Genomic DNA, 19256 nt, shown 5'->3' with positions numbered 1-19256 from the left:
AGCCGGTCATACGGTGTCGGAGATCGCCTGCTTTGCGGCCGAGGCCAGGTGGGCCTGGGTGCGGTAAGGGAGGCCGGGGGCGGTTCCGGTGGAAGATCCCGTGGTGAGCGGTCACGGCACGGACGCCTCGGGTGAGCCGGCCTTGGAAAGCACGAGGGCAAGGCCCGCCGGGCCTTCGAGGAATCCGATGGCACCGCCAGATCCCTCATCGTTCAGGATGTCTCTTCCAGCCGTTTCCCGGGACCATTCATCTTCGTCACGGTGATGCTCGTCGCGTCCGTCACGGTCGTCGACGCCGCGGGTCGCCCGCCGCGGCGCCGTCGGCCAATGCGCCGACGTACGGCGGGAACCGGCCAGGGAGGAGATCGGGCGGCGCCTCGAACGCCATGTCGCGCACGGGATCTTCCGCATCTCATATCGGCCATCCTTAAAAGCCATCTTGAACGGTCCGCTTGACATCCCCAGGGATCGCCGAGGTCATCGGAAGATGGTCCGGGAGGGTCGCGGCGCCGCCCTCCCGCGTTCCCCCATCACGTGGCGCACGCGAACAATTCCACATGGTGAAACCACCGTAAGAATCTGCTGACAAAAAGCCGCGTTTCCCGTAGTGGGGTCCGGTTCCAGATTTGCGGAACGGCGGCACAAGAAGGGCAGTGCCTTGCGACAGGTGACCGCGGAGGACCCCAGTGCCCAGACCATGCGCGTTGCAGGATGAACTGGACATCGACCGCACGACCCGAGCCATCGCCGAGGAGGCCGCCGCGGTGATGGCGTCGTCACTGCGCACGGCCGGCCCCGCCTATCCCTGGAACGAACTGCTGCCCGGCCTGGTGGCCCGGATCCTGGAACTGCTGCCGACCACCTGTGAGCCCACGGAGGCCGACCACCGCCGTCTCGTCGCGGCGGCCCGGCGGTGCGCCCGCGACTGGGTGCCGCTGAAGGAGGTGGAGCTGGGCTGCCAGATCCTGCTGGCCTGCGTCTTCGGCCACCTGTGGCGGACGGCGGGCCCCCGGTGCTGCGCGGAACTGCTGCGGCTGAGCGGCCGGACGGCGGCGGTCCTGTCGGCGGTGCTCGGCACGGTGCGCCGCGCCTATGTCGAGGAGCTGGGCCGGGTGAGCGCCCACCGCGCGGAAGGGCTGGTGATCAGCGCGCTGCTGGAGGGGGACGACGCGGCCGTCCTGAGCGGGGAGGCCGGCATCGCCTTCCCCGAGCCGGGCGTCGTGCTGTGCATCACGTGCGCCGGCGAGCCGCAGCGGCGGGAACCGGTGTTCGACGAGGTGCCCCACGAGATCCGCAAACGTCTCGGGGAGGGCGCCCTGTGCGCGCCCTCCCCCGACGGGATCCGTCTCATCGTCGTCCTGCCCGCATCGTCCACCGACGCCCCGGAGGCCGCACCGGACGCCCGCCTGTCGGCCGCCGAACTGGTCGAGTCCTGCGGTGCGGAGTACGGGCGCGACTTCGTGGCGGGGATGGCGTACGCCTCGGGCATCGGCGACGCCGCGCGCGCGGTCCGGGAGGCGCTGTGGGTGGCCGACCTGCTGGCCCGCGGCGCCCGCGGCGGACGCACCGGGCAGGTCGGGTTCCTGCTCGACCTCGTGCCGGAGGCCGTGGTCGCCGAACGGGACGACCTGCGCGAGCGGCTGATGACCCGGCTGGCGGCCGTGCGGGCCAGGCGGCAGCTGTGGACCACGCTGCGCGCGCTGTACGACTGTGATCTGGATCGCGGCCGCACCGCCCGCTGGCTCGGCATCCACCGCTCGACGCTGGACTACCGGCTCAACTCCGTCCACCGGCTCATCGGCATATCGCCGACGAGCGTGCGGGGCATCGTGCTGCTGTCCGCCGGGCTGGCCGCCGACTCCCTGGGCTCCTAGCGCGGCCGTCACGGGGCGTACCGGCGGCCGAGAAGGTGGCGGGCGACGACCAGCCGGGTCACCTGGGCGGTGCCGTCGCCGATCTCCAGGCCCATCACGTCCCGCATGCGCTGGGCCAGCGGCAGCTCCTCCGACCAGCCGAGCTGCCCGAAGGTGAGCAGTGCCTGGTGGCAGGCCTCGACGGCGGCCTTCGGCGCCCACGCCTTGGCCATGTTGGCGGGCACGGCGTGTTCGCGCCCCTGGTCCTTGAGCCACAGCGCCTCGTAGGCGAGCAGCCGCGCGGCGCGCAGATAGGCGGCGTGCTCGGCCAGCGGGAAGGCCACGCCCTGCAGGCGCCCGATCGGGCCGCCGAACGCCTCCCTGGTGCGGGCGTGGGCGAGCGCCTCCTCCAGGGAGGCGTTCGCGGCGCCCACGCACATCAGGCTGATCAGCGCCCGGGAGTAGTCGAAGCCGCGCATCACCTGGACGAAGCCGAGACCCTCGCCGCCGACGACGTCCTCGGGGCCGGCGGGCAGCCCGTCGAAGCGCAGTTCCGCCCGGCCCGCGGCGCGCCCGCCGGCGTCGCGGGTGCGGGTCCGGGTGAGGTGGCGGTCGTCCAGGGGCAGGTAGAAGGCGGTCACGCCGCGCGCCCCCGGCCCTCCGGTGCGGGCGAAGACCAGCCCGTGGGTGGCGTACGCGCCGAGCATGATCGAGGTCTTGACGCCGGTGAGCCGCCATCCGTCGCCGTCCGGTTCGGCGCGCAGCTCGATGGCGGCGGCGTCGCTGCCGTGCGCGGGCTCGGTCAGGCACAGCGCGACCAGCGCCTCACCGGAGGCGATCGGCGGCAGCCAGCGCCGCCGCTGCTCGTCGGTGGCGTTGCCGTTCAGCACGTCGGCGATCAGCGCGGCCTGCAGCACGCCGTAGCAGGCGTTGAAGTCGGCGCGGGCGAGTTCCTCCAGGGCGGCTCCGGTGGTGACGCAGTCGGCGCCGAGACCGCCGTGCCCGGTGGGCACCCGCAACCCCAGCAGTCCTTGCCCGGCCAGCTCGCCGACCAGGCCGGGGCGCATCTCGCCGGTCCGGTCGCCCTCCTGGTAGTAGGGGGCGATGCGCTCCTCGGCGAACGCGCGGATCCGGGCGGCGTAGCGCTCCTGCTCGGGGGTGAAGACGAACCGCATGTCACGCCTCCGTGATCTCGTCGCGGAGCAGGAACTTCTGGATCTTGCCCGACGGGGTCTTGGGCAGGGCGTCGCGGACGACCAGCCGTTCCGGCCAGTACTGCTTGGCCATGCCGAGGGACGCCAGGTGCCCGGTCAGGTCGGCCAGCTCCGGGGCCGGGCCGTCCGGCACGACGATCGCGCAGGCCCGTTCGCCGAGCCGGTCGTCGGGGTAGCCGACGACCGCCACCTCGCGGACGGCGGGATGCCGCAGCAGCGCGGCCTCCACCTCCACCACCGGGACCTTCTCGCCGCCGCGCACCACGATGTCCTTGATCCGGCCGGCGATGCGGATGCCGCCGAAGCCGTCGTCGCGGGCCAGGTCCCCGGAGTCGAACCAGCCACCGGGGGCCAGCGCCGCCGCGTACAGGTCGTCGCGTCCCAGGTAGCCCAGGCACTGGCTGGCGCCGCGCACCTGCAGACGCCCGGTGGCGCCGGGAGGCACCGGGCGGTCGTGGTCGTCGACGATGCGGACCTGCATCCACTCGACGGGGGTGCCGTCGCTGACGGCGGCCCGGTCCGGAGGGTCGCCGGGCCGGGTGATGGTGACGGTGCCGTTCTCGGTCATCCCCCACAGCGCGTGCACCCGCACGTCAAGCACCTCCCGGGCCCGTTCGACCACCGCGGGCGGGATGGGGCTGCCGCCGCAGGCGAAGATCCGCAGGGACGACAGGTCGCGGGGGGCCCGGCGCTGTTCCTCGATGGCGTCCACCAGGAAGGTGGTGGCGCCCATCGCGAAGGTGGCCCGCTGTTCCTCCACCAGCCGCAGCATCAGGGCCGGGTCCCAGGCGTCCAGGTAGACGGCGGTGGCGCCGAGCAGCAGCGGCATCAGCATGCAGTACGCGTAGCCCGCCTGGTGGGTCATCGGGGAGCCCATGGTGATGACGTCGTCGCCGGTCAGCTCCAGCGGCTCGGCCTCGGCCCGGGTCAGCGCGTACAGGGTGTTGTGCGAGTGCAGCACGCCCTTCGGCTCGCCGGTGGTGCCGGAGGTGAACATGACCTGGGCGGGGTCGTCGGGGTGCGCGCCGTGCCCGGCGAGGTCGTACTTCTCCTCCCACGGCGTGTCCAGGAAGTGGACGTCGAAGTCGACGGCCGGCACGGTGCCGTCGCCGCCGATCAGCACGAGGTGTTCCAGACCCGGCGCCTCGGCGCGCACCTCGTCCAGCATCCGCGCGTAGGAGAAGCCGTTCCACTCGGCCGGGGCGACGTGCACGCGGGCGCCGGTGCGGCGGGCCATGAAGGAGACCTCGCGGCGGCGCATGATCGGCAGCACCGGGTGGGCGACCGCGCCGACCCGGGCGCAGGCCAGGCACAGCACGGTGAACTGCCACCAGTTCGGCAGTTGCAGCGAGACGGTGTCGCCGCGCCGGACGCCCAGGGCGAGCAGCCCGCCCGCCGCGCGTTCGGCCAGCTCGGCGAGCCGGGCGTAGGTCAGCGTCTCCACCGGGTCGCCGGACGCGTGGTAGCCGACGACGGCCGGCTTGCCGGGGTGCCGGGCGACGGCCGCGCGCAGGTCGTCGATGATCGTCGTGTCCCGCCACCATCCACGTTCCCGGTAGGTCCGCGGCGTGTGGGCGGCGGCTGGTTCGGGGGCGTTGGCCACTGCGCACCTCCAGTCAAGATCGCCTCCGAGTATCCGGAGCGCACCCGGCCCGCCCCATGGCCCGGGACTGCGACATCTGACGGAAAACGCCACCGCGATTACGACAAAGTGGGCATTTCGCTCTACTCCCGTGATGATCACGAGGGTTCGTACGCTCGCGCTGCCGGCCCGGGGCCACCGACTTCCCCCGGACCGCGAGTGGAGGACGCCTCATGTTCACCAGTCAGGAGGAGCGGCTCGCCGTCGACGGCGGCGCTCCGGTGAGAACCGCGCCATGGCCCACCTACGACAAGGGCGACGTCTTCATCAGCCCCGAGGACGAGCAGGCCGCCATCGAGGCCCTGCGCGGCAAGCTGTACTTCCGCTACGACTACCGCCCCTACGAGCAGACCTTCACCGGCCGCCTGGAGTCGCGGCTCGCCGAGTACTTCGGGGTGCCGCACGTCCTGGCCTGCACCAGCGGGACCACCGCCATCGCGCTGAGCCTGCTGGCCCTGGAGCTGCCGCCCGGCTCCCCCGTCGCCTGCCCGGCGTTCACCTTCTCCGCCACGCCGAGCGCGATCGTGCTCGCCGGGCACCGCCCGACGCTCGTGGAGTGCGACGCCGACCTGCACCTGGACGTGGCCGACCTGCGCCGGGCGCTGGAGGAGGGCGCCCGCGCCGTCGTCGTGGTCCACATGCGCGGCTTCGCCAGCGACATGCCCGCCATCTGCGCGCTCGCCGCCGAGTACGGGGTGCCCGTGGTCGAGGACGCCGTGCCCGCGCTCGGGGCCCGGCTGAACGGCCGGCCGCTCGGCACGTTCGGCCACTTCGGCGCCTTCAGCACCCAGTCGGACAAGTCGCTGAACACCGGTGAGGGCGGCTTCCTGGTCACCTCCGACCCGGAGGCGTACGCCCGTGCCGTGGTCTACAGCGGCGCCTACGAGAACAGGATGGCGCGCCACTTCGGCGGGACCGCCCCGCCCGGCGTCGACGACCTGGCGTACCCGATCTTCGGGTTCCGGATGGACGAGATCCGCGCCGCGCTCGCCGGCTCCCTGCTGGAGCGGCTTCCCGACCGGCTGGCGCTGCACCACCGCAACCACGACTACGTGACCGAACGCCTGGCCGCCCTGGACGGCATCGCGCTGCGGCGGCCGGTGGCCCCCGGCGCCTACCTCGGCGAGGCGCTGGTGTTCCGGCTGGAGGGCGCCGACCCGCAGCGGTGCGCCCGCTTCGCCCGCGCGCTGACCGCCGAGGGCGTGGACGCGCGGGCGCTCGGCGACCCCGCCGACACCAACGTGCGCACCTTCTGGAACTGGCGCTTCCTGTTCGGCCGCGACGCCGAGGCCGCCCGCGCGGCGTTCCCCCGCACCGCCCGGTACGTGGGCGAGGCCATCGACGTCCCGCTGTCGGCCAACCTGACGCTCGAAGACTGCGACGACCTGGTCACCGCCGTCCGCAAGGTGCTGGCCGGCCTCCGCTGAGCCTGGACGAAAGGGTTCCCGCATGTCCTCATCCACCGCCGTGGCGCCGCCCGCCGAGTCCACCCCCACCGTGGCCGGCCGCTCCCCCGGCCAGGCGCTGGCCGCCGCCCTCGACACGGGCGGCGCCGAGATCGCCGTGGACCTGCCGGTCTCGCTCCCGACGACGTTCCCGTTCTTCGCCGCCCGCCCCCGCTACACCGTCCGGCACCTGCTGGGCGCCGTCGCCCCCGACGGCGATCCGGCGGACGGCGTCCCGTACGTCCACGAACCCGCCGCCGCGCACGCCCCGGCGGCCTCCGGCACCTCCTACGCCGCCAGCCCGGAGGCCGCGTTCGAGCCGAGCGTCGAACGGGCGCGGCTGACCTGGGTCTCGGCGACGGTGACCCTGCCCGACGGGCTCACCGGGCACCCCGGTCTGCTGGCCGCCCACATCGACCGGCGGGTGGTCGTCCGGCTGTGCACGGTGGAGAACCAGGTACTGCTGCACGGCAGCGACGACGGCGCCGTCCCCGGCCTGCTGGACGTGCCGGGGCGGCGCGCCGCCGAGGGGCTGGGCCCGCCGGAGGAGGCGCTCGCCCGGGGGGCGGCGCTGGTCGAGGAGACCGGCGGCTCCTGCGACGGCATCGTGGTGCATCCGGACGTGTACTGGCGGCTGGCCGCCGGCGGGACGCTGGCGCGGCTGAACGAGGTCGGCGTCCGCGTCTCCCGCACCCGGATGATCGCCCGGGACCGGGCGCTGCTGGGCGACTTCCGGGCGGTGGCCACGCTGCTGGACCCCGCCCGGTCGCGGCTGGTGCTGCGGCGCGGCGCAGGACCCGGCGGGCGGGACGTCGTCGAGGCCGCGCACCAGGTCGGCCTGGCCGTCCACCTGCCCCAGCACCTGGTGCTGATGGACCTGGGGACGTCCGCATGACCCGGGTCGTCTACATCACCGGCTGGTGCCGGACGGGCAGCACGCTGCTGGGCAACCTGCTGGGCGAGTACGACGGCGTCGCGCACGTCGGCGAACTCGCCTACCTGTGGGCCAACGGGGTGCTGCGCAGCGGGACGAACACCCTCTGCGGCTGCGGCCGGGACCTGCTGGAGTGCCCCGTGTGGACCAAGGTCCTGGCCCGGCTGCACCCGGGCCGGGACGACGCGGACCTGCGGCGCGTCGCCACCGGGTACGAGCAGCGGCACGCCAGGCATCTGCGGACCCGCCACACCCGGGCCCGGCTCGCCGAGGCGCGCGGCCGTTCCCGCAAGTCCCCGCAGGTCGCCCGCACCCTCTCCGCGCTCGGCGACCTTTATGCGGCGATCGGCGAGACGCTGTCGGCGGACGTCGTCGTGGACAGCTCGAAGTTCCCGGCGGAGGCCGCCGCGCTGCTGGGGATGCCCGAACTGGACGCCCGGGTGCTGCACCTGGTCCGGGACCCGCGCGCCACCGCGTACTCCTGGCGCCGGGCCAAGGAGTACATCCCCGCGATGGGGGTGGGGCGCAGCACGGCCTACTGGACCGGCTTCAACCTGGCCTCCGACTGGATCGGCGCCGCCTTCCCCGGCCGCTACCTGCGGATCCGGTACGAGGACTTCGCCGCCGACCCCGCCCACGTCCTCGCCACGATCGCCGCGTGGGCCGGGCTGGAGGGCGCGCCGCCGGTGAGCGACGAGGCCACGGCGACGCTCGGGGAGAACCACACGGTCACCGGCAACCCCGACCGGCTGCGCCGCGGCCCCGTCCGGATCCGGCCGGACCTGGCGTGGATGACCGGCCTGCCGAAGGGGGAGACCATGATCAGCACGGCGCTCGCCCTGCCCCTGCTGTCCCGCTACGGCTACCCCCTGACCGGCCGGAGGTGATGATGGATCTCGGGCTCACCGGCAGGGTCGCCATGGTGGCCGGGGCGAGCAGCGGACTCGGGCTGGCCGTGGCCGAGCGGCTGGCCCTGGAGGGCTGCGATGTCGCGATCTGCGGTCGTGACCCCGATCGGCTGGCCGACGCCGCGCGGCGGGTCGAGGCGGCCGGGAAGGGGCGGGTCCTGTCACGCGTGGTCGATGTGCGCTCGGACGCCGAGGTGGCGCAATGGGTGGCCGTCACCGTGCGCGAGATGGGGGCGCTGCACATCGTGGTGACGAACGGCGCCGGTCCCCCGCCCGGCCCCGTCGAGGCGTTCGGCCCCGCCGACTACCGCGACGCGCTCGACACCAGCCTGCTGCCGCACATCGCGCTGGTGCTGGCCGCGCTGCCGCACCTGCGCGCGGCGGGCTGGGGCCGGATCCTGATGGTCGCCTCGGAGACCGTCCGGCAGCCGATCCCCCGGTACGGGCTGTCCAACACCGCCCGGCCCGGCCTGCTGGGCTTCGCCAAGTCGCTGGTGGACTCGCTGGGCCCCGGCGACATCACCGTCAACGTGCTGGCCCCCGGCTACCACCGCACCCCGGCGCTGGAACGCCAGTTCGGCAACGAGGCCGACCGGCGGATCGCCGAGATCGCCAAGGGCATCCCGCTCGGCCGGGTGGGCGATCCGGCCGACTTCGCCGCAGTCGCGGCCTTCCTGGCCTCCAGGCCGGCCGGGTTCGTGACCGGCACCGTGCAACTGGTCGACGGCGGCGCGACCAAGGGCATCCCGTGACCGGCACCGTCCCCGGGCCCAGGGCCGAGACCGCCTCGCCCCCATGGCAGGGGGTCTTCGCCAGGCTGTGCGCCGTGCTGCTGCTGACCTTCACGGCCTTCGGCAGCGCGGTGCCGGTCCTGCCCCGGCTCATCACCGATGATCTGGACGGCTCCGGGCTGGCGGTCGGCGCGGCGTTCACCTGCTCGGCCCTGGCCGCCCTCCTCGCCCGCCCCTATGTCGGGCGGTTCGCGCAGCGCGCCGGGGCCCGGCCGGTCATCGCGGCGGGGACGGCGCTGGCCGTCGTGGTCGGTACCGCCTACGGCCCGGCCGCCCTGCTGGGCACCGGCGCCGGGACGGCGGCACTGCTGGCGGTCCGGATCCTGATGGGGCTTGCCGAGGCGGCGGTCTTCACCGCGGGCTCCCTGTGGGTGGTGACGCTGGCGCCCGCCGGGCGGCGCGGCCAGCTCGTCGGCTGGTACGGGCTGGCGATGTGGGGCGGCTGGACGCTCGGCCCCGTCATCGGCGAGGCGCTGCGCCGTGAGGCCGGGTACGGGGCGGTGTGGCTGCTGCACGTGCTGCTCCCCGCGGCGGCGACCGTGACGGCGCTGCGGCTGCCCCCGCACCGGCCGGGCTCCGGTGAGCCCTCCCGGCGGCTGGTGCCCCGCAGCGCGCTGCTGCCCGGCACCGCACTGGCGCTGGCCGCGGTCGGTTACTCGGCGCTGGCGGGCTTCGCCGTGCTGTATCTCGACGACCGGGGCCTGGGCGGCGGGTCGCTGCTGCTCGGGCTGTTCGGCACCGCCTACATCGCGGTCCGGCTGGCCTTCGGCCGGCTGCCGGACCGTGTCGGCGCCGCCCGCATCGCGGTCGTGTGCGGGCTGCTGGAGGCCACCGGGCTGGTGATGATCGCCCTGGCCCCCGGCCTCTGGGTCGCCGCCGCCGGAGCACTGGTCATGGGCGCCGGTTTCACGCTGCTGTACCCCTCGCTCGCCCTTCTGGTGATCGACCGATCCGCCCCCGCCGACCAGGGGGCCGCGCTGGGCGCCTACACGTCCTTCTGGGACCTGGGCCTGGGCGCCGCCGGCCTGCTCACCGGCGCCATCGCCGCCGGCCTCGGCCACCGCGAGGTCTTCGCCGCCGCCGCCCTCACAGCCGCGACGGCCGCCCTGGCCGGTGGAGCGGCCGGCAGACGCCGCCCCGCCACCTGACCGCGCCGCGCCCGCTCCGCCTGGTGAGCAGGCTCTCGACGGTACGGACTGGCTCCGCGTCATCACGGTGGCGGTGACCGCCTACCTGCTGGTCGGACGGGTTTCGCCGTTATCCAGCGGTATCTGTGGTCACGCCTTGGTGTCCAGGGGGAGCACGGCGACGGGGCAGTGCGCGTGGTGGACGACCCCGTGGCTGACCGATCCCAGCACGACGCCCTGCAGGGCGCTGTGTCCGCGGGCGCCCACGACGAGCAGGCTCGCCTGACGGGACGCCTCCTCCAGGGCCACCACCGGGTGCGACCGTACGATCTGGCGGACGATCCGCACATGCGGGTGGCGCTTGGTCCATGGGCTCAGGATGCGGTCGATCTGCTGGGCCTGGCCTTGTTCGATCCGGAGGGCCTCGTCCTGGCGGGAGGCCTCGAGGAGGAGCTGGGTCAGCGGGCAGGCGTGCACCACCCGGACGCGTGCCCGCCGCAGGGAGGCGGCCTGGAAGGCGTAGTCCAGGGCGGCGTCGTTGTCGCCGTACAGGTTCAGGCCGACGACCACGTCACCGGCCGCACCGGCGTCGCCCCGGACGATGACGACCGGGCAGGCGGCGTACCCGGCCACCTGCAGGGCGGTGGATCCGGCCAGCAGGCGGGCGAATCCGCCCGCTCCGCGATGGCCCACCACGACCGTGGCCGCGTCCCTGGCCCGTTCCCTGAGCACGAACGCCGCGTTTCCCTCCGTCTGCTCGGTGCCCACCGGCACGTGCGGGCAGCGGTCACGGACCAGCTTCTCGGCCCTCTCCAGCACCTGACGGGCCTCTGCGGCGACGGCGGGCATCCCGAGTGCGACGTCGTCGACGACATGGACGACGTGCAACGGCGCGCCGTGACGAGCCGCCTCGTCGGCCGCCCATTCCACTGCCATGGTCGCCTGCGCCGATCCGTCCGTTCCCACCACGATCCGCTTCGCGGGCATCCGGCCCCACCTCGGGTCCTGCTGTTTCGTTTCCACGGCTCCAGCGTGCGGGGCGCGGGGGGACGCGCGGCACCGTCGTACGTCACCACGGCGAGGGACCTTCGGCCCTTTGCCGGCCGCTCCCCCAAGGTCGTACGGCCGTTCGGCGGGGACCAACGTCCCTACGCGCAGGCCCCGCCGCAGGGCGAGTGTTGAAGCACCAGAAGACGTCGCCGCATCAAGGAGACGTCGTGTCGCGCCACGAAGAGTCGTTTCCGGCCATCCTGATCACCACGTCCAAGCGGGTCGCGCCCGAGGACGGCTCAGGACGCTGAGGCGATATGGACCACGGCCACGGTGCAGGGAGCGAGCTGGAGCATGGACAACGTGGTCGTGCCGAGCGCCTGCATGCGAAGGCCGCGTACACCGCGATCGCCCATCACGAGCAGGTCCGCGCCGCGCGCCGCCTCCAGCAGCGACCTGCGCGGCTCGTCCATCACCACGGACGCGTGCACCTTCACCTGCGGATACCGCGCCGTCCACGGGCCGACGGCCTGTTGCAGCCGGGCACCGCACGTGCGTTCCAGCTCGGCCTTGTCGGCGAACGCCGCGATGTCCCCGTAGGGGGCACCGCTGGGCGCCCAGCAGCCGTACACGGCGTGCACCCGCCAGTCCCGCAGAGCGGCCTCCTCGAAGGCGAACTCCAACACCGCGCCCGAACCCGCCGACCCGTCCACTCCCACCACCGCACGCCCGTCACCCGGCGCGCCGCTCCGGACCACCACCACCGGGCTGCGAGAGCGCGCCGGAAGCTGCAGCACCGAGGAGCCGACCGGCAGTTCCCGATGTTCGTGGGAACCGATCACGATCACCGCGCCGTCGGCCTCGCGCAGCAGCGCCGACGACGCGGGACCGTCCAGCAGCAGCTCGCGCACCCGCACTCCGGGCGTATGCTCCTCGGCGATCCGGGCGCCGTGGCGCAGCACGTGCTGTCCCATGCGTTTGACGATCGTCAGGCCGTCGTAGTCGACGAAGTCCGACGGGTAGGGCCATCGCCAGGCATGGCACACCGTCAACGGCACCCGCCGCACCCTCGCCTCCTGCGCGGCCCACCGGACGGCCAGCCCGCTTTCCGGTGTGCCGTCATAACCCACCACAACGTGGCGATAAGGCCCCATCGCCACCTCCTCGGCCCGAGGCCGTTCCTGTCTGGAACGGCCTCCTGGTGGCAGGTGGCCCCCTACCCCCAGGCACACCGCCGGAACGATCCGGTGCGAGAACCAGACGACCACACCCTGCACGCCGTCACCGACAACCCGGTCACCACCGCCTGCCTGGCCCGGATCGAACCCGCCGGGAAGGCGTGGACACTGCACTGGAGCACCGCCGGGCATCCGCCCCCGCTCACCGTCACGCCCGACGGCCGTGCCCGCTACCTGAACGCCGACCCCGGCGTCCCGCTCGGGGTCGACACCGCCCTGCCCCGCCCCGACCACGCCTGCCCGCTGTCCCCCGGCACCACCGTGATCCTGTTCACCGACGGGCTTGTCGAGCACCGCGACCATCCCCTCGACCACGGCATGAACGCCCTGGCCGCCACGGCCGCGGCCCACGCCGGCCTTCCCCTGGACGAGTTCTGCCGGGCCCTGGCCGACCGCCATCCCAGCGACGGCCATGACGACCTGGCGATCCTCGCCCTCCGCACGCCCGCCTGACAGCCGTCCGGTGACACGTTCGCGAACGGCACCCGCCTTCGGCCTCTGCTCTTCCGCCCGCCGACCTGCCGCCCGAACCATCAGACCGTCAGCGGCAGCCTGCGTACGGCCTCTGGACGCGCCGATGGCCCCGAGGCGCGCCTCGGGGCCGTCACCGTGAGCGGTCACTTGAGGATGGGGAGCCTGCGCACCAGGGGGAGGCGGCCCCACTGCCGGCCGAGGCCGAGGGTGTCGCCGGCGCCGACCAGGGCCAGGCCGGCCAGGACGAGTGCGTAGATCAGGTGGTCGTCCATGAAGGGGTTGTTGTCGGGAGGCAGGACCGCGGCCCACATCATGACCATCAGCGCGGCCCCGGCGGTCGCCGCCACGCGCATGCCGATGCCCAGCGCCAGCGCGGTGCCGATCCCGGCCAGGCCGAGCATGAACAGCCAGTCGGCCCACACCGCCCCGGCCAGGCCGTGGTAGAAGCCCTCGAACGGGCCGGCCGGGGTGTTCTTCAGGAACCCCTCGGTGGGGCTGCCGCCCTCGATCCACGCCTTGGCGGCGGGGGTCCCGTGCCCGAGCCCGAAGGTCTTGTCCAGGAACGCCCACACGAACACCCAGGCCAGCGCGAGCCGGGTGATCGCCCAGGTGTAGCGCGCGGCGGGAGTCTCGGTCACCGTCGCCGGAACGGGCAGGGGGAAGCGGGTGCCTGCGCGGTGGTCGTGGTGTGCTCTGCGCTCGGTGACGGCCATCGTGTTCACCTTCTTTGATCCGGGGGGTTCGTCTGCATCCACTGAACCCCGCCGTGCCCCGTCCCCCGTAGAGCCGAGTGGGCTGTCTCCCCGGGTCTTTGGTCCCACGAGCAAGGGACGACCGGACCGTTGCATCGGGCGGTGCGACGGCCCGGCCGGGTGGGCCGCCGTGCTCGTCCGATGTACGGGGGGCGTACCGCGGAGAAGGCTCAGGCGTCGCGGTGGAGCGGCACCCGCCACACCAGCGTGGTGCCGCCCTCCGGGCGGTCACGGGTGACGAAGCTGCCGCCGAGGCGTTCGGCGCGGTCGGCCATGTTGCGCAGGCCGCTGCGGCGGCCGCCTTCGGGGATGCCGACGCCGTCGTCGTCGACGCGCAGCACGAGATCGTCGCCGACGCTCACGGTGACGGCCGCCTCGCTGGCGTTCGCGTGCCGTGCGACGTTGGACAGGGCCTCGTGGACCACGGCGATGAGGTGCTCGGCCAGACCGTCCTCGACCGCCGTGTCGAGCAGGCCGTCGAGCCGGACCGAGGGCGCGAAGCCCAGGTTCTCGGCGGCCGCGTCCACGACCGTGTGGAGCCGGCTGCGCAGGCCCTCGTCCTCGGGCCCGGCCTGGAGCGCGAAGATGGTGGAACGGATCTGCCGGATGGTGTCGTCCAGATCGTCGATGGCCCGCCGCACCCGGATCGACACGTCCGGCCTCTCGATCAGCTTGCTCGCGCTCATCAGCGTCATCGCGGTGGCGAACAGCCGCTGGATGACGGTGTCGTGCAGGTCCTTGGCGATCCGGTCGCGGTCCTCCAGCAGCGCCAGGCGCTCGGCGTCACGGCGGCGTTCGGCCAGTTCCAGCGCCACCGTCACCGGTCCGGCGAACGCCTCCAGCAGCCGCAGGGTGTCGTTGCCGAACGCCGCGCCGCCGGGCGGGCCCGCCACCGTGATCACGCCCCGTGCGGTGTCGCCCCGGCCGAGCGGGACGATCAGCGCGGGCCCGACCGGCACACCGGGCAGCACGGCGGCCTCGCCGCTCGTCCGGTCCTCGGCGAGGATGCACGGCTCGCCGGAGCGGTACACCGCCGTGGCCGCCGACTCCGCCAGGCTCGTCCGCGCGCCGCGCAGCCGGCCGGCGTCCGGCCCGGCGGCGGCCTCGACGACGAACTCCCCGGCGGCCTCGTCCACCAGCGACACCGCCGCCAGGGACGCCGCGCAGATCTCCCGGGCCCGCTCGGCCACCAGCGCGATCACACCGGCCGGGTCACGGCCCGACAGCAGCGCCGTGGTGACCTCGCCGGAGGCCGCCAGCCACCGCTCGCGACGCCGCCCCTCCTCGTACAGCCGGGCGTTCTCGATCGCCACGCCGGCGGCGGTGGCCAGCGCGGTGACGACGATCTCGTCCTCTTCGTCGAAGTCGCCGCCGCCGGCCTTCTCGGTCAGGTAGAGGTTGCCGAACACCTCCTCGCGGACCCGGACCGGCACGCCCAGGAACCGCCGCATCGGCGGATGCCCCGCCGGGAAGCCGTGGGAGTCGGGGTGCTCGGTCAGGTCGTGCAGCCGCAGCGGCCGGGGGTCCTTGATCAGCAGGCCGAGGATGCCGTGGCCGTGCGGCCAGTGCCCGATCGCCTCGATCTCCTCCTGGGACACCCCGACCGTGACGAACCGGACGAGGCGTTCCCCCTCCTCGCCGATCACGCCGAGCGCGCCGTACCGGGCGTCGACCAGCGTGGTGGCGGCCTTGACGATCCGGTGCAGCACCGTCTCCAGATCCAGGTCGCCGCCGATGGAGACCACCGCCTCCAGCAGCGCGTGCACCCGGTCCCGGGTCGCCACCACCGTCTGCAGCCGGGCCTGCAGCTCCGTCAGCAGGTCGTCCAGCCGCAGCTGCGGCAGGATCAGCCTCGCCCGGTCCTCGTCCGGTCCATGATCAGCGGACACGGCAGCCAGTCTAGGTCGAAGCGGGACCTTGGTCCCAGGGCCGCCCGACGTTCGGCCTCCTCCCGGAGGGGTACCAGGGGATACCGTCGTCGCGTCAGCGCCGCCGACACGGGAGGACCACCGCCATGACCACGCCGCCCCCCGCCTCGGGCCGTCCGATCCGGGTGTTCCTGATGGACGACCACGAGGTCGTGCGCCGGGGCGTGGCCGCCCTGCTGTCGGCCGAGGACGACATCGAGATCGTCGGCGAGGCCGGTTCCGCCGACCAGGCGCTGGCCCGCATCCCCGCGGCCCGGCCGGACGTGGCGGTGCTGGACGTGCGGCTGCCGGACGGGGACGGGGTGAGCGTCTGCCGGGAGATCCGGTCCCGGATGCCCGAGGTGGCCTGCCTGATGCTGACCTCCTTCGAGGACGAGGACGCCCTGTTCGACGCCGTGATGGCGGGGGCTTCGGGGTACGTGCTCAAGCAGATCCACGGCTCGGACCTGGTCGGCGCCGTCCGCACCGTCGCCGCCGGAGGATCCCTCCTCGACCCGGTCAGCACCGCGAAGATGCTCCAGCGGGTACGCGAGCGCGCCACCCGCAAGGACCCTCTCGCGGCCCTGACCGACCAGGAACGCCAGATCCTGGAGCTGATCGGCGAGGGCCTGACCAACCGGCAGATCGGCGAGCGCATGTTCCTGGCCGAGAAGACGGTCAAGAACTACGTCTCCAACCTGTTCGCCAAGCTCGACATGCGCCGCCGCACCCAGGCCGCCGCCCTGGCCGCCCAGCTCAAGGCCGACCGGACCACAAGCCAGGAAAGCACCGGCGGCTGACCCCGCCGGCGCGTCCCCTGGCCCATCCCGTGGCAGGGGCGAGGTGCCCCAAAAGCGCCCGTGCGCCTAGAAGTCCTCGTCGGTCACCTCGTCGGCCGGGCGGCGGACGGTGGCGCGTTCGCTCTCGGCGACGCCCAGCCTCAGCAGCATCTGCGGGTGCTCCCCGCCGCACAGCCTGCTCCGGACGACCTCGCGCAGCTCCGGGATCTCCAGCGGCTGGGTGTGGAACGCCGCCGACACGTTGCCCTCGGCCTGGGCCCGCAGCAGGACACGCTGGAGCGCCTGCCCCGCCCGCAACCAGTCCTCGGGACCGTCGGCCCGCGTGGTCAGCAGAGCGACCGTGCCGACGGCCAGATCACCGGAGGCGGCCTTGGCCTCGGGCACCGAACCCCACCCCTGTCCCCGGGCGAAGCCCCGCGCCGCGAAATGCGGCTCGGTGCGCTCGTCCTGACGCGGATAGGAGCCGTCCTGAACGCCGTCGGAGCGGCGGCTGCCGGGCTCGGGCGCCCAGCGCGTCATCTCGGCGTCATAGCCCGGGTCCGACCGTTCCAGGTGCTCGGCCGCCTGGGTCAACGCCGCCAGCGCGCCCACGGCGTGGTCACCGGTGACCACGTGCAGCACGGCGCCCTCCCGGCGGGCCTCCTCCCGCAACAGCGACAGCAGGCCGGCGGGAAGGGGAACGGGCAGGAAAGGCCCGCGATGCGTGCTCCGCAGCCCCACCTGCTCCAGCAACCGGCCCACCTCCCCGGTCGTCCCGGTCGCCGGGCCGTCCAGGGTCAGCTCGGCCAGCAACTGCGGCCGGTCGGGGTCCGGCAGCAGCCGCACCCGCGGTGCGTACCCGCGCCCCCGCAACGCCAAGCCCAGCGTGAAGATCGCCGCGCCACAGCTGATCAGCATCTCCCGCCCGGCCGGATCGGCCACCTCCAGCCGCCGGTCCGCATCCCCGCGGACGCTGATCCGCCGGTCCCCCACACCGAACCGCCACGGCTGGGTGTTGTGCACCGACGGAGCCCACCGCGCCGTCTCGATCGCGGACCTGGCGTCCTCGGCGAACCGATCCGCATCCCGGCGGTGCTCCCGCACCCACGTCTCGGGCATCTCGACCCCCCATACACGTCGACACCCCCACCCCACCGTCTGCCCGCCGCCGTAGGCCAGAACCGAAAGTCCATCGGCGACGGGACCTTCGCCCTCAGCGGCACATGCCGAAGATCGGGCCGACGATGTAGGCCGGATGCCGGCCGATGCCGGGGACTTTGGTCCCTGGGGCGCGCCCGTCCGGACCGCGAGACTGGGGCCATGCCCTATGACACCGCGGGGCTGGAGATCCTCGGCACCGAGGAATGCCTGTCCCTGCTCGCCCAGGCCCCGATCGGCCGGATCGTGTTCACCGACCGGGCCCTGCCGGCGATCCAGCTCGTCAACTTCGTTCTGGACGACGGCGAGGTGATCATCCGTACCGGCGAGGGCTCCAAGCTCGCCGCGGCCGCCCGCAACGCGATCGTCGCGTTCGAGGCCGACGACTACGACCCCGTCACCCGCACCGGCTGGTCGGTCGTCCTGGTCGGCGCGTCCCGGGTCGTGACGAACGCCGCCGAGCTGGCCAGGCTGCGGACCCTGCCGCTGGAGCCCTGGGCGCCCGGCCCCCGCGACGACTTCATCCGCATCCGCGCCGGCCTGCTCTCCGGCCGCCGCATCCGGCGCGGCGACCCGGCCTCCTGAATCCGCACGCCGACGTCCGCCAGACGGTCGCCGCTCGGGGCAAGGGACCTTGGTCCCGAGAATTCCGGCCGGATCTCCCCTGGTGAGAGGGCTGACGGCCGGAGACGGAGGGGGCCGGTGACGGCGATGCTGGGACCGCTCGGCGGGGTTTGCCCGCTTCGGGCTCGGAAAGTGCCGGTCAACGGCACCCGGTTGAAGGGCGTGACGGAATCGTGACGACGGGTGAGTCGCGGCGTGGAACCGGCCGCCGCCCCGCGGTGATGCTGGCGATGGCGACCGCGGGGTTCGCGTTGAACTTCTGGGCGTGGGCGTTGCTGAGCCCGCTGGCGCCCCGGTTGAAGGATGCGCTGGGGCTGACGGCGTTCCAGCAGGCCCTGCTGGTGGCGGTGCCGGTGCTGGTGGGCTCGGTGGGCCGGATCCCGGTGGGCGCGCTGACCGACCGGTTCGGCGGGCGGGTGATGTTCCCGCTGGTGTCGGCGGCGACCATCGTGCCGGTGCTGTATCTGGGGGCGCTGGGGCACTCCTCGCTGGCGGCGCTGCTGGTCGGCGGCTTCTTCCTGGGCATCGGGGGGACGGCGTTCGCGATCGGCGTCCCGTTCGTCACCGCGTGGTTCCCGCCGGAGCGGCGGGGACTGGCGCTCGGGGTGTTCGGGGCCGGGATGGGCGGCACCGCGATCAGCGCGCTGACCACCGTGCCGCTGGTCGACTCGTTCGGGACGGCGACCCCGTTCGCGGTGACCGCCGTGCTGCTGGCGCTGTACGCGGTGCTGGCGTACGCGGTGCTGCGGGAGGCGCCGGGGCGGACCGCGCCCGCCGGGACGATGGCCGGCAGGCTGAAGGGGGCCGCGCGGCTGGGGATCACCTGGCAGGCCTCGGCGCTGTACGCGGTGGCGTTCGGCGGGTACGTGGCGTTCTCGGTGTACCTGCCGACCTATCTGCGGACCGGGTACGGGCTGGAGCAGGCCGACGCGGCCAACCGGATGGCGGGGTTCGTGGTCCTGGCGGTGCTGATGCGGCCGATGGGCGGCTGGCTGTCGGACCGGTTCGGCGGCGACCGGGTGCTGGCCCTGGTGCTGGGCATCGTCGCCGTGGGGGCGACCGTGGCCGCGTTCACCCCGCCGCTGATGCCGCTGGGCACGATCGCGTTCCTGACCATGGCGGCGGCGCTGGGCGCGGGCAGCGGCGCGGTGTTCGCGCTGGTCCCGCTGCTGGCCCCGGCGGACCGGGTGGGCTCGGTCACCGGGGTGGTGGGCGCGGCCGGCGGGCTGGGCGGGTTCGTGCCGCCGCTGGTGATGGGCGTGATCTACGGCTCCACCGGGTCGTACGGGCTGGGGCTGGCGCTGCTGGCGGTGGTCGCCGCCGCGTCCACGCTGTTCACCGTCACGGTCGTGCGGCGCGCGATGCGCGCCCACCGGGCCGCCGTCGTCTCCGTCACCGCCTGAATCGAGGGGTTGCCGAA

Annotated in this window: 17 protein-coding genes; 10 read left to right on the top strand and 7 right to left on the bottom strand. The window is 74.0% G+C overall.

Annotated elements, in window-relative coordinates:
• The first annotated feature begins 704 nt into the window (after positions 1 to 704).
• Complete coding sequence (locus HNR21_RS20705; RefSeq protein ID WP_182706478.1) at positions 705 to 1874, top strand: PucR family transcriptional regulator; 1170 nt, start codon at positions 705 to 707, stop codon at positions 1872 to 1874.
• Positions 1875 to 1882: 8 nt separating this feature from the next.
• Here the strand turns inward: HNR21_RS20705 and HNR21_RS20700 are convergent, their stop codons facing one another.
• Both HNR21_RS20700 and HNR21_RS20695 read right to left on the bottom strand, forming a co-directional pair.
• Positions 1883 to 3028 carry an acyl-CoA dehydrogenase family protein gene (locus HNR21_RS20700; protein WP_182706477.1) on the bottom strand — a complete coding sequence of 382 codons (1146 nt, stop codon included), beginning with the start codon at positions 3026 to 3028 and terminating at the stop codon, positions 1883 to 1885.
• A gap of 1 nt (position 3029) precedes the next feature.
• The gene (locus tag HNR21_RS20695; RefSeq protein WP_312881127.1) at positions 3030 to 4670 is read right to left on the bottom strand and encodes an AMP-binding protein; all 1641 of its coding nucleotides are present in this window, start codon (positions 4668 to 4670) and stop codon (positions 3030 to 3032) included.
• 212 nt (positions 4671 to 4882) lie between these two features.
• Between HNR21_RS20695 and HNR21_RS20690 the strand changes: the two genes are divergently transcribed.
• Genes HNR21_RS20690 through HNR21_RS20670 form a run of 5 tightly spaced genes read left to right on the top strand, consistent with a single transcriptional unit; the run spans position 4883 to position 9935 of the window.
• Positions 4883 to 6136, top strand: a complete 1254-nt coding sequence (locus tag HNR21_RS20690) for a DegT/DnrJ/EryC1/StrS family aminotransferase (protein WP_182706476.1) — start codon at positions 4883 to 4885, stop codon at positions 6134 to 6136.
• 22 nt (positions 6137 to 6158) lie between these two features.
• On the top strand, positions 6159 to 7049 hold the full coding sequence (locus HNR21_RS20685) for a family 3 encapsulin nanocompartment shell protein (RefSeq protein WP_220500232.1): 891 nt from the start codon (positions 6159 to 6161) through the stop codon (positions 7047 to 7049).
• The gene (locus HNR21_RS20680; RefSeq protein ID WP_182706475.1) at positions 7046 to 7975 is read left to right on the top strand and encodes a sulfotransferase; all 930 of its coding nucleotides are present in this window, start codon (positions 7046 to 7048) and stop codon (positions 7973 to 7975) included. Before HNR21_RS20685 ends, HNR21_RS20680 begins: the two co-directional genes overlap by 4 nt.
• A 2-nt stretch (positions 7976 to 7977) precedes the next feature.
• Positions 7978 to 8748, top strand: a complete 771-nt coding sequence (locus HNR21_RS20675) for an SDR family NAD(P)-dependent oxidoreductase (protein ID WP_182706474.1) — start codon at positions 7978 to 7980, stop codon at positions 8746 to 8748.
• Positions 8745 to 9935: an MFS transporter gene (locus tag HNR21_RS20670; protein ID WP_182706473.1), complete on the top strand. Its 1191-nt coding sequence runs from the start codon at positions 8745 to 8747 to the stop codon at positions 9933 to 9935. Before HNR21_RS20675 ends, HNR21_RS20670 begins: the two co-directional genes overlap by 4 nt.
• Positions 9936 to 10064: 129 nt before the next feature.
• Here the strand turns inward: HNR21_RS20670 and HNR21_RS20665 are convergent, their stop codons facing one another.
• The gene (locus HNR21_RS20665) at positions 10065 to 10901 is read right to left on the bottom strand and encodes a universal stress protein (RefSeq protein ID WP_182706472.1); all 837 of its coding nucleotides are present in this window, start codon (positions 10899 to 10901) and stop codon (positions 10065 to 10067) included.
• A gap of 302 nt (positions 10902 to 11203) precedes the next feature.
• Complete coding sequence (locus tag HNR21_RS20660; protein ID WP_182706471.1) at positions 11204 to 12058, bottom strand: universal stress protein; 855 nt, start codon at positions 12056 to 12058, stop codon at positions 11204 to 11206.
• Between the two features lie 93 nt (positions 12059 to 12151).
• Here HNR21_RS20660 and HNR21_RS20655 point away from each other — a divergent pair, with 93 nt between their 5' ends.
• Positions 12152 to 12595 (top strand): PP2C family protein-serine/threonine phosphatase, encoded by a 444-nt coding sequence (locus HNR21_RS20655; RefSeq protein WP_312881126.1) that lies wholly within the window; start codon positions 12152 to 12154, stop codon positions 12593 to 12595.
• Positions 12596 to 12759: 164 nt separating this feature from the next.
• On the opposite strand, the gene HNR21_RS20650 is transcribed toward HNR21_RS20655, so the two are convergent.
• On the bottom strand, positions 12760 to 13329 hold the full coding sequence (locus HNR21_RS20650; protein WP_182706469.1) for a DoxX family protein: 570 nt from the start codon (positions 13327 to 13329) through the stop codon (positions 12760 to 12762).
• A gap of 209 nt (positions 13330 to 13538) precedes the next feature.
• Positions 13539 to 15257 carry a sensor histidine kinase gene (locus HNR21_RS20645; protein WP_182706468.1) on the bottom strand — a complete coding sequence of 573 codons (1719 nt, stop codon included), beginning with the start codon at positions 15255 to 15257 and terminating at the stop codon, positions 13539 to 13541.
• Between the two features lie 125 nt (positions 15258 to 15382).
• Between HNR21_RS20645 and HNR21_RS20640 the strand changes: the two genes are divergently transcribed.
• Positions 15383 to 16075 (top strand): response regulator transcription factor, encoded by a 693-nt coding sequence (locus HNR21_RS20640; RefSeq protein WP_182706467.1) that lies wholly within the window; start codon positions 15383 to 15385, stop codon positions 16073 to 16075.
• 66 nt (positions 16076 to 16141) lie between these two features.
• Here the strand turns inward: HNR21_RS20640 and HNR21_RS20635 are convergent, their stop codons facing one another.
• A complete protein-coding gene (locus tag HNR21_RS20635; RefSeq protein ID WP_182706466.1) occupies positions 16142 to 17173 on the bottom strand; it encodes an Acg family FMN-binding oxidoreductase in 1032 nt (343 codons plus the stop codon).
• Positions 17174 to 17374: 201 nt separating this feature from the next.
• On the opposite strand from HNR21_RS20635, the gene HNR21_RS20630 reads away from it, so the two are divergent.
• Positions 17375 to 17797, top strand: a complete 423-nt coding sequence (locus HNR21_RS20630) for a pyridoxamine 5'-phosphate oxidase family protein (protein ID WP_182706465.1) — start codon at positions 17375 to 17377, stop codon at positions 17795 to 17797.
• A gap of 260 nt (positions 17798 to 18057) precedes the next feature.
• Complete coding sequence (locus HNR21_RS20625; RefSeq protein ID WP_182708745.1) at positions 18058 to 19239, top strand: MFS transporter; 1182 nt, start codon at positions 18058 to 18060, stop codon at positions 19237 to 19239.
• Positions 19240 to 19256: the final 17 nt, after the last annotated feature.

It is taken from the genome of Thermomonospora cellulosilytica (assembly GCF_014138835.1).
Classification (GTDB): Bacteria; Actinomycetota; Actinomycetes; order Streptosporangiales; family Streptosporangiaceae; genus Thermomonospora; species Thermomonospora amylolytica.
The sequence above is the reverse complement of the archived record's forward strand: the minus strand, read 5'-3'. Positions and strand labels throughout refer to the sequence as shown.

Bases quoted from the DNA above. Each gene is read 5' to 3' on its own strand.
- HNR21_RS20700 (WP_182706477.1), bottom strand. From the start codon at position 3,028: ATGCGGTTCGTCTTCACCCCCGAGCAGGAGCGCTACGCCGCCCGGATC.
- HNR21_RS20690 (WP_182706476.1), top strand. From the start codon at position 4,883: ATGTTCACCAGTCAGGAGGAGCGGCTCGCCGTCGACGGCGGCGCTCCG.
- HNR21_RS20685 (WP_220500232.1), top strand. From the start codon at position 6,159: ATGTCCTCATCCACCGCCGTGGCGCCGCCCGCCGAGTCCACCCCCACC.
- HNR21_RS20680 (WP_182706475.1), top strand. From the start codon at position 7,046: ATGACCCGGGTCGTCTACATCACCGGCTGGTGCCGGACGGGCAGCACG.
- HNR21_RS20675 (WP_182706474.1), top strand. From the start codon at position 7,978: ATGGATCTCGGGCTCACCGGCAGGGTCGCCATGGTGGCCGGGGCGAGC.
- HNR21_RS20665 (WP_182706472.1), bottom strand. From the start codon at position 10,901: ATGCCCGCGAAGCGGATCGTGGTGGGAACGGACGGATCGGCGCAGGCG.
- HNR21_RS20660 (WP_182706471.1), bottom strand. From the start codon at position 12,058: ATGGGGCCTTATCGCCACGTTGTGGTGGGTTATGACGGCACACCGGAA.
- HNR21_RS20650 (WP_182706469.1), bottom strand. From the start codon at position 13,329: ATGGCCGTCACCGAGCGCAGAGCACACCACGACCACCGCGCAGGCACC.
- HNR21_RS20640 (WP_182706467.1), top strand. From the start codon at position 15,383: ATGACCACGCCGCCCCCCGCCTCGGGCCGTCCGATCCGGGTGTTCCTG.
- HNR21_RS20635 (WP_182706466.1), bottom strand. From the start codon at position 17,173: ATGCCCGAGACGTGGGTGCGGGAGCACCGCCGGGATGCGGATCGGTTC.
- HNR21_RS20630 (WP_182706465.1), top strand. From the start codon at position 17,375: ATGCCCTATGACACCGCGGGGCTGGAGATCCTCGGCACCGAGGAATGC.
- HNR21_RS20625 (WP_182708745.1), top strand. From the start codon at position 18,058: ATGCTGGCGATGGCGACCGCGGGGTTCGCGTTGAACTTCTGGGCGTGG.